Origin of the sequence: Vibrio wakamikoensis (genome assembly GCF_050337275.1) — a bacterium.
Classification (GTDB): Bacteria; Pseudomonadota; Gammaproteobacteria; order Enterobacterales; family Vibrionaceae; genus Vibrio; species Vibrio chaetopteri.
The window spans coordinates 1-9,538 of the sequence record NZ_JAKJST010000054.1 but is presented as its reverse complement, the minus strand read 5'-3'; the positions used below and the strand labels follow the sequence as shown (position 1 = coordinate 9,538).

General features: G+C 48.0%; 10 protein-coding genes and 1 pseudogene. 10 read left to right on the top strand and 1 reads right to left on the bottom strand.

Translation table 11 applies throughout. The features are described from left to right. A pseudogene (locus L4C42_RS23340) lies at positions 1–278 on the top strand (IS4 family transposase); the annotation flags it as partial. 51 nt (positions 279–329) lie between these two features. Here the strand turns inward: L4C42_RS23340 and tkt are convergent. Then, complete coding sequence (tkt, locus tag L4C42_RS23335; protein ID WP_418641946.1) at positions 330–2,342, bottom strand: transketolase; 2,013 nt, start codon at positions 2,340–2,342, stop codon at positions 330–332. A 310-nt stretch (positions 2,343–2,652) separates the two neighbouring features. On the opposite strand from tkt, the gene metK reads away from it, so the two are divergent. The 9 genes from metK to L4C42_RS23290 form a co-directional block, all read left to right on the top strand. Further along, positions 2,653–3,804: a methionine adenosyltransferase gene (gene metK, locus L4C42_RS23330; RefSeq protein WP_353497171.1), complete on the top strand. Its 1,152-nt coding sequence runs from the start codon at positions 2,653–2,655 to the stop codon at positions 3,802–3,804. Positions 3,805–4,181: 377 nt separating this feature from the next. Further along, a complete protein-coding gene (locus tag L4C42_RS23325) occupies positions 4,182–4,976 on the top strand; it encodes a DUF2189 domain-containing protein (protein WP_353497172.1) in 795 nt (264 codons plus the stop codon). A 74-nt stretch (positions 4,977–5,050) separates the two neighbouring features. Continuing rightward, positions 5,051–5,560 carry a SprT family zinc-dependent metalloprotease gene (locus L4C42_RS23320; protein ID WP_353497173.1) on the top strand — a complete coding sequence of 170 codons (510 nt, stop codon included), beginning with the start codon at positions 5,051–5,053 and terminating at the stop codon, positions 5,558–5,560. A gap of 79 nt (positions 5,561–5,639) precedes the next feature. Then, entirely contained in the window at positions 5,640–6,350 is a 711-nt protein-coding gene (endA, locus tag L4C42_RS23315) for a deoxyribonuclease I (RefSeq protein ID WP_353497174.1), read from the top strand. 79 nt (positions 6,351–6,429) lie between these two features. Further along, positions 6,430–7,161: a 16S rRNA (uracil(1498)-N(3))-methyltransferase gene (rsmE, locus tag L4C42_RS23310; protein WP_353497175.1), complete on the top strand. Its 732-nt coding sequence runs from the start codon at positions 6,430–6,432 to the stop codon at positions 7,159–7,161. A 12-nt stretch (positions 7,162–7,173) separates the two neighbouring features. Further along, positions 7,174–8,121, top strand: coding sequence for a glutathione synthase (gene gshB / locus L4C42_RS23305; protein ID WP_353497176.1), 948 nt, complete (start codon positions 7,174–7,176; stop codon positions 8,119–8,121). A 32-nt stretch (positions 8,122–8,153) separates the two neighbouring features. Then, positions 8,154–8,723, top strand: coding sequence for a YqgE/AlgH family protein (locus L4C42_RS23300; protein ID WP_353497177.1), 570 nt, complete (start codon positions 8,154–8,156; stop codon positions 8,721–8,723). Between the two features lie 59 nt (positions 8,724–8,782). Continuing rightward, a complete protein-coding gene (ruvX, locus tag L4C42_RS23295) occupies positions 8,783–9,208 on the top strand; it encodes a Holliday junction resolvase RuvX (protein ID WP_112478579.1) in 426 nt (141 codons plus the stop codon). 138 nt (positions 9,209–9,346) lie between these two features. Then, positions 9,347–9,538: IS4/Tn5 family transposase DNA-binding protein (locus tag L4C42_RS23290; protein WP_429761594.1), on the top strand; the 192-nt coding region annotated here is incomplete at its 3' end.

Below are 9,538 nucleotides of genomic sequence, written 5' to 3'. Positions count from 1 at the left end.
ACATCGTGAGGTTAGAGATGGCTGAGATGGCCAAACAACACCAAGTTGAACCACTACGGATCAGCTTTATTAATGCGTTGTTCTTAATAATGGATGAGATGATTTGGGCGAGCGATACTCGGAGTCCTGGGGCGATTCCGAAAAATCTAAAAGCCCTGAGGGACAATGGTAAGCGACTTATACTTCCAAAGAAACGAAACCGGAAACCATACCCTAGAGTCGTATTAAAAAAGCCTGCCAGATATCCTAACAAACAAAAACATGCCACTCGTTCTTAAGCGAGTGGCATTAAGCACTAGGCTCGGTTTTTCATTTCAAGATGAAGGTGCTTATGCAAGCAGCTCTTTTGCCGTGTTCACAACGTTTTCCGTTGTGAAACCAAACATCTTGAATAGCTCGCCTGCTGGTGCAGACTCACCGAATGTCGTCATACCGATGATCTTGCCACCGAAGCCAACATACTTGTACCAGTAATCCGCAATACCCGCTTCAACCGCGATACGCTTAGTCACTGCCGCTGGAAGAACCGCTTCACGGTATGCTTCATCTTGCGCGTCAAATACGTCAGTTGAAGGAAGAGACACAACGCGTACTTTCTTGCCTTCAGCCGTTAGCTCAGCGTAAGCGTTTGTTGCTAGTTCAACTTCAGAACCGGTTGCGATAAGGATCAGCTCAGGCGTGCCTTCACAATCTTTCAGGATGTAACCACCTTTAGCAACGTTTGCTAGCTGCTCTGCGTCACGCTCTTGCTGCGTTAGGTTTTGACGAGAGAAGATTAGCGACGTAGGGCCGTCTTTACGCTCAATCGCGTATTTCCAAGCGACTGCAGACTCAACCTGGTCACATGGGCGCCATGTGCTCATGTTTGGCGTTACGCGTAGTGATGCGATTTGCTCAACCGGCTGGTGCGTTGGACCGTCTTCACCCAGACCGATAGAGTCGTGCGTGTAAACTTGGATGTTTTGCACTTTCATCAGTGCAGCCATGCGCATTGCGTTACGAGCGTATTCCATGAACATTAGGAATGTTGCACCGTACGGTACGAAACCACCGTGCAGAGCAATACCATTGATGATCGCCGTCATACCGAATTCACGTACACCGTAGTGGATGTAGTTGCCAGACGCATCGTCAGCCGTTAGAGACTGAGAACCAGACCACATGGTCAGGTTTGATGGTGCTAGGTCAGCAGAGCCGCCCATGAATTCTGGAAGCATCTTACCAAACGCTTCTAGCGCGTTTTGAGACGCTTTGCGTGATGCAATGTTTGCTGGATTCGCTTGAAGGTCAGCGATGATCTTGCTTGTAGCTTGTTCCCATTCAGCAGGAAGCTCACCGTTCACACGACGCTTAAACTCAGCCGCAAGTTCTGGGTAAGCCGCTTCATAAGCTGCTAGCTTCTCGTTCCAAGCTGCTTCTTTAGCCGTGCCTGCTTCGTTTGCATCCCACTCAGCTTTGATATCAGCTGGGATTTCGAATGGACCGTGCTCCCAACCTAGGAATTCGCGTGCTGCTGCAATTTCGTCGTGACCTAGAGGTGCACCGTGACAGTCGTGAGAGCCCGCTTTGTTTGGCGAACCAAAACCGATGATAGTTTTAGTACAGATAAGTGTTGGACGTGGATCCGCTTTTGCCGCCTCGATCGCTGCATTGATCGCGTCAGCATCGTGACCGTCTACCGCTGGGATTACGTGCCAGCCGTATGCTTCAAAGCGCTTAGGCGTGTCATCAGAGAACCAACCTTCCACTTCGCCATCGATAGAGATGCCGTTGTCATCCCAGAAAGCGATCAGCTTGCCTAGACCTAACGTACCCGCTAGCGAACACGCTTCGTGAGAGATACCTTCCATCAGACAGCCATCACCCATGAAGACATAAGTGAAGTGGTCAACGATGTCGTGACCTTCTTTGTTGAATTGCGCTGCAAGGGATTTCTCAGCCAGTGCCATACCAACCGCGTTAGTGATGCCTTGACCTAGTGGGCCAGTCGTCGTCTCGATACCTGGTGCATAGCCGTACTCTGGGTGACCTGGCGTTTTCGAGTGCAGTTGACGGAAGTTTTTAAGATCGTCAATTGATAGCTCGTAGCCGCTTAGGTGAAGCAAAGAGTAAATCAGCATTGAGCCGTGGCCGTTTGATAGTACGAAACGGTCGCGGTCAGCCCACTCTGGGTTTGACGGGTTGTGATTTAGGTGAGAACGCCAAAGAACTTCAGCGATATCTGCCATACCCATTGGTGCACCTGGGTGACCTGAGTTAGCTTGTTGAACACCATCCATGCTTAGCGCGCGGATTGCATTAGCGAGTTGTTTACGAGAAGACATGTCTGCTCCTGAGTGCATTAAGCGAATTCCAAGTTTTTCATAGACTGATTGAATAATCAGCGGCCGCTATTGTCGCAAAGCCATATAGTCTCTGCAAACGATTTACCGTCATTTTTTGGCATTATCGCCGAATAATGTCGCCGGAATGTGGCGATTCACATACAAAACAGGCAAACGTTTGGCTATATGTTAAAAGCAAAAATCGCTTGCTAATCGAACATTGATGACTAGAATAGACGTCTAGATGTAGATACACCTACTATATATCATTGAATTTATTACAAGTGAGTGATTAGACACTCGCTTAAAAACAGTAATTGGAGCTCTCATGGCTAAGCACCTGTTTACTTCTGAGTCAGTATCAGAAGGCCATCCAGATAAAATCGCAGACCAAATTTCTGATGCGGTTCTTGATGCAATCCTAGAACAAGATCCAAAAGCACGTGTTGCTTGTGAAACTTACGTTAAGACTGGCATGGTGATGGTGGGTGGTGAGATCACTACTTCAGCATGGGTAGACATCGAAGAGCTAACGCGTGAAACCGTTCGCGAAATCGGCTATGTTCACTCTGACATGGGTTTTGACGCGGATTCTTGTGCTGTTCTGAACACCATCGGTAAGCAGTCTCCAGATATCAACCAAGGCGTTGATAAAGCAGATCCTAAAGAACAAGGCGCGGGCGACCAAGGTATCATGTTCGGTTACGCAACGAACGAAACTGACATCCTAATGCCAGCACCGATTACTTACTCTCACCTTCTTGTTCAAAAGCAAGCGGAAGTGCGTAAGAACGGCACTCTACCTTGGCTACGTCCAGACGCTAAGTCTCAGGTAACGTTCCAATACGACCAAGGTAAGATCGTTGGTATCGATGCGGTTGTTCTTTCTACTCAGCACTGCGATACCATCTCTACCCCTGATCTGCGTGAAGCGGTTATGGAAGAGATCATCAAGCCAGTACTACCATCAGAGTGGATCAACAAAGAAACGAACTTCTTCATCAACCCAACCGGTCGCTTCGTAATCGGCGGTCCTATGGGTGACTGTGGTCTAACAGGTCGTAAGATCATCGTTGATACCTACGGCGGCGCGGCTCGTCACGGTGGCGGTGCATTCTCTGGTAAAGATCCATCAAAAGTTGACCGCTCTGCAGCATACGCAGCACGTTATGTAGCGAAGAACATCGTAGCGGCTGGCATGGCTGACCGTTGTGAAATCCAACTGTCTTACGCAATCGGTGTTGCGGATCCAACGTCTATCATGGTTGAGACATTTGGTACTGAAAAAGTCTCTCACGACATCATCGTAGAAGCCGTTCGTCAAAACTTCGACCTACGTCCATACGGTCTGCAAGAGATGCTAAACCTGCTTCAGCCTATCTACAAGAAGACTGCAGCATACGGTCACTTCGGTCGCGAAGAGTTCCCTTGGGAAGCGACAGACAAAGCAGCGATCCTGCGTGAGTTTACTGGTCTGTAATTACTCTTAACCTGAGTTTTTACTCCAAAAAAGCCCTCAAAATTTTTTTGAGGGCTTTTTTATTTTTTAATCCTGTCTTTTCAAATACTTTGTTACAAAAATGTTAATTCACTATCTTGTAGCTTGTATTTAATACCCTTCTGAAAATTGTGTTTTCCTCTAACACGGTCAATAGTTAGACAAAAGTGCCCTTGCGAATAGACCGCTTTGAGAGTTTGTTCGTATGCAAAATAGAGCGCTTAAGAAGGGAAGACGCTAACAACGGAAAATGGCTGGATTTTGCAAAGGTAAATGCAAGTCTATTGCCCGACGTATCCATGATGATTAGCGCCATGCCCTGATAAAACGAAGGCCAGTTTGTCAATCAGGGAGGACATATGCCTCGAACCGTTAATTCTGATGACTTCCAGAAGAAACATGAAGTCAGGGATCAAGATTACGCTAAAACCATTCCATCTAACCAGCTCAGTGTGTCTGCACCATTTCATTGGTTAGCACTTGGGCTACATGACCTTATTCGCATGCCGATCATCAGCGCTTTTTATGGGCTCTGTTTTACTGCCGCTGCCGTCGCTATCGTGCTTCTGGTGCAATGGCAAGGCACGCACCTAGTGATCATGCCAAGCTTGGTTGTGTACATGTTGATTGGTCCGTTTCTCGCTTTAGGTCTCTATGATGCAGCATGGGAAAGAGAGAAAGGTCATAAACCAAGTCTATTCCACTCTATGAAAGCCATTGGGCGCAACTCCACCTCGCAATGGGCGTTTGCGGTACTCTTGGCCGTCGCCATGATCTTTTGGATGCGCATAGCGGCTCTGCTGCACGCACTCTACCCCTCTGTACAAGGTGCACCACTCTCTGAATTTGCTCCATTCTTGATTACCGGTAGCGTAGTTGGTGCGGTGATTGCGGCTATCATCTTCTCCATCTCAGCATTCTCTATCCCACTTATGATGGAGCGCCGTGTCGACATTATGACCGCTGTGTTCACCAGTTTTAATGCCGTCAAATCTAACGTACCAGCCATGATTGTTTGGGCTCTGATTATCTGCGGCGGGATCTTGATTGGTTTTGCCACATATGGCATAGGAATGATCGTGACAATGCCGATCCTTGGTTACGGCACATGGCACGCCTATCACGAGACCATCAAAAAGAAACACCACGCGTAACACGTTGGCATACTCAGCCAACCTCAGTAGAATGGCGCCCTGTTTGGGCGCTTTTTTATTGTAGGTTATACCCCGTGGATGCTTCGCTTTCTGAGCAACTTCATTATCAAGCCATTAAGACTCTGTCTCGCTGCACTGAGCAAGCTCGCCAGTACTTTGAGCGTGATTTCCCAGTCCCAGCCCTTAACTATAAGTTGCGTGGCAAGGCGGCGGGTAAAGCCTACCTACAATCGTGGGAAGTACGCCTCAATCCCGTTCTGTTTGTCGAAAACCAGCAAGACTTTATTGAAGAGGTCATCCCACACGAAGTCGCCCACTTGATCACTCATGCACTATTTGGACGGGTGCGCCCACACGGCAAAGAGTGGCAAATGGTCATGAGTCAGGTATTTGGTATCGCCCCAAAAACCACACACTCTTTGAATGTGAGTTCAGTACAAGGGCGAACTTTCGAGTATCGCTGCCAATGTGACACCTTTGCCGTCACGGTTCGTCGTCACAATAAGGTAATGCGCCAACAAGCCAGTTATCGCTGTCGTAAGTGCGGGGATACTATCGAGTTTACTGGTAAGCAGCTAAGCTAGTTACATGATCTAACTATCAATAGCTAAGGTCTTTTTTGCGAGTTACACTAGGTTATCCCAACCTTTTATAGACCTTGCTATGATCCGCCAGTTATTCGTTACGGCCTTTTTATTGTCCGCCGTTCTTCCCATTACTGTTCACAGTGCACCGCCAAATAGCTTTAGCAAAGCAAAAAAAGAAGCAGTCAAAATTTATGCCGACCACCCAATAAGTTTTTACTGTGGCTGCGATATTCAATGGCAAGGTAAAAAAGGCACCCCGGATCTGTCCGCTTGTGGCTATCAGGTTCGTAAGCAACAAAAACGTGCCAGTCGCATCGAGTGGGAGCATGTGGTGCCTGCGTGGCAATTTGGCCACCAGCGACAATGTTGGCAACAAGGCGGACGCAAAAACTGCACGCGCAATGACAAGCATTTCAAGCTGATGGAAGCAGACTTGCACAACCTGACGCCAGCGATTGGTGAAGTGAATGGTGATCGTTCAAATTACAACTTCTCACAGTGGAATGGCATGGACGGGGTCAGCTACGGCCGCTGTGAGATGCAGGTTAACTTTAAGCAGCGCAAGGTCATGCCGCCGGATCGTGCACGTGGCTCTATCGCTCGTACCTATCTTTATATGAGCCAAGAATATGGCTTTAAGCTGTCTAAACAGCAGACACAGCTCATGAATGCCTGGAATAAAACCTATCCTGTCGATGCTTGGGAGTGTACTCGCAACGAGCGTATTAAGCGCATTCAAGGCAACGACAATCCGTTCGTGGCACAGGCGTGCAAAAATCCCAGCTAAATCCTACGCCAAGCCCTTGTAATTTCGGGGGCTGGCATCCATCTTATACCTCAATACTGTTTGTTGTTTGGAAATTGTTATGCGTATACCTCGACTCTATCACCCTGAAACGATTCAATCTTTGGGCACACTTGCGCTCAGTGATGATGCCGCAGGACACATCGGCCGAGTGTTGCGTATGAAAGAAGGTCAAGAGGTACTGCTGTTTGATGGCAGCGGTCATGAATTTCCAGCCACTATTACTAACGTTGGCAAGAAAAGCGTTGATGTCGATATCCGCGAGAAAATCGCAGTCAGTATCGAGTCACCGCTCGATCTTCATCTCGGACAAGTCATTTCTCGTGGCGACAAGATGGAGTTCACCATTCAGAAGTCGGTCGAACTGGGCGTCAACACCATCACACCACTCATCTCAGAACGTTGCGGCGTTAAGCTCGATGCCAAACGTTTTGAGAAAAAATTGCAGCAGTGGCAAAAGATCGCCATCAGTGCCTGCGAACAATGTGGCCGTAACACGATCCCTGTGATTCGTCCGATCATATCGCTTGAAGAGTGGTGTGCAGAGCCATCTGACGCGCTCAAGCTCAACCTTCATCCAAGAGCCAAATACTCAATCAATACCTTGCCAGAGCCAGTTCAAAAGGTTCGTCTACTTATCGGTCCAGAGGGCGGATTATCAGCGCAAGAAATTGAAATGACGGAACAATATCAATTCGAAGAAACCCTGCTTGGTCCTCGCGTACTGAGAACAGAAACGGCCGCGCTTACGGCGATCACGGCACTTCAAGTACGCTTTGGCGATTTAGGTTAACGGGAGAAAACAATGCTCAAACTCGGTATCGTGATGGATCCAATTTCCTCCATCAACATCAAGAAAGACTCTAGCTTTGCAATGATGCTGGAAGCCCAGCGTCGCGGTTATGAAATCCACTATATGGAAATGAATGACCTGCACCTAGATCAAGGCACTGCTGTCGCCGACACCAAAGTCGTCAAGCTCAAAGAAGATCCAAACGGCTGGTATGAATTTACTTCAGAGCAAACCATCGAACTGTCAGAACTTGACGCAGTGCTGATGCGTAAAGATCCTCCGTTCGACACTGAATATATCTACGCGACCTACATCCTAGAACGTGCAGAAGAAAAAGGCACGCTCATCGTCAATAAGCCTCAGAGCCTACGTGACTGTAACGAAAAGCTATTCACTGCGTGGTTCCCAGAGCTGACACCAACGACTATTGTGACTCGCAAAGCAGACAAGATTAAACAGTTCCGTGACCAACATGGTGATGTGATCCTAAAACCACTCGATGGTATGGGCGGCGCATCTATTTTCCGTGTTAAGCAAGACGACCCTAACGTTTCAGTGATCATTGAAACGCTGACCAATCACGGCCAAAACTATGCGATGGCACAAACGTTCGTTCCTGATATCAGTAACGGTGACAAGCGTATTCTCGTTGTTGACGGCGAACCAATGCCGTACTGCCTAGCGCGTATCCCTGCCAAGGGTGAAACCCGCGGTAACTTAGCTGCTGGCGGCCGTGGTGAAGCACGTCCCTTAAGTGAGACAGACAAGCAAATTGCCGAAGCTGTTGCTCCCACTTTGAAAGAGAAAGGCTTAATCTTTGTAGGACTGGATGTTATTGGTGACAAACTGACAGAAATCAACGTGACCAGCCCAACCTGTATTCGTGAAATCGAAGCCGCCTTTGACATCTCTATTACCGGCAAGCTAATGGATGCTATCGAGCGTCGTTTAGGCAAATAGCCAATAGTGGATGTAGATAGGGAGAAACGGGTATGAACTTAGCTAATCACTTTCTCGTTGCCATGCCAGGGATGAAAGATCCCTACTTTCAGCGCAGCGTGATTTATGTGTGCGAGCACAACGATGAGGGCGCGATGGGCATCATGATCAGCACCCCAATTGATGTGACTGTCGCAAACATGCTTAAGCAAATACAAGTTGAACTCCCTATCGCTTCACAAACCACCCACAGCAAGAGCCTCGACGAGCCAGTACTGAACGGCGGCCCCGTGTCCGAGGACCGTGGGTTTATCCTACATAATCCTAAAGATCAGTATCAATCGAGCATTCAGATCACCGACCGGGTATCAGTCACTACATCCAAAGACATTTTGGCGGTACTAGGTACCGATGCTCAACCTGAAAACTATATCGTCGCCCTCGGTTATTCTGGCTGGAGTGCAGGACAGCTGGAGACAGAGCTGGCTGAAAACTCTTGGCTCACCATAGAGGCGGATCCAAGCGTTATCTTTGACACTCCAGTGGAAGAGCGTTGGAGTAGTGCGGTGGGTATGTTAGGGTTTGATATCGCTCAGCTTTCAGCGGATGTCGGTCACGCATAGACTGCATTGCGCATAGCCCTCGTCTTTACAAGAATAGTGCCTTCACAAACAGAGAACTTATGACATCCAGAACCATCGTTGCTTTCGACTTCGGAACCAAAAGTATTGGTAGTGCTATCGGCCAAGAGGTCACCGGCACAGCAAGCCCACTAAAGGCTTTCAAGGCCAAAGACGGTATCCCCAACTGGGATGACATCGAAGCAACACTCAAAGAGTGGCAACCCGATCTCATCGTTGTTGGCTTGCCAACAGATGTGCGCGGCAAAGCGCTTGAAGACATTACTGCACGCGCTAAAAAGTTTGCTAACCGCGTTCATGGCCGTTTCGGTTACCAAGTTGAAATGCACGATGAAAGGCTGTCTACAGCCGAGGCTCGCTCAGAATTGTTTGAGATGGGGGGTTACAAGGCATTGTCAAAAGGCAATGTCGATTGCCAATCAGCAGTTGTGATCCTAGAGAGCTGGTTTGAAGCGCAGTGGGCTTAAATCTGATTTAAAACAGAAAAGGATGGCAAATGCCCTGTCTCTTATACACAAATCCTCGAACTTAGTTCGGGGATTTTTTTGAACTCTTTTCCAAGGCTGCGATCTGATCACTTAAGCAATATTGATTAGGTAGCTAATATGGAAAACTTAACACCAATGAAGTGGGCACAAGTACAGTTTGGTCTGGCAAAGCTTAACGACCCTAGACGAACTCAACGATTGATATCAATGGCTACTTCACTTGCTAATCAACCAGGCGTTGCCGTGTCTAAGCTTGCTATTTCACCCGCAGATATGGAAGGCGCTTACCGCTTTATCCGTAATGACCAA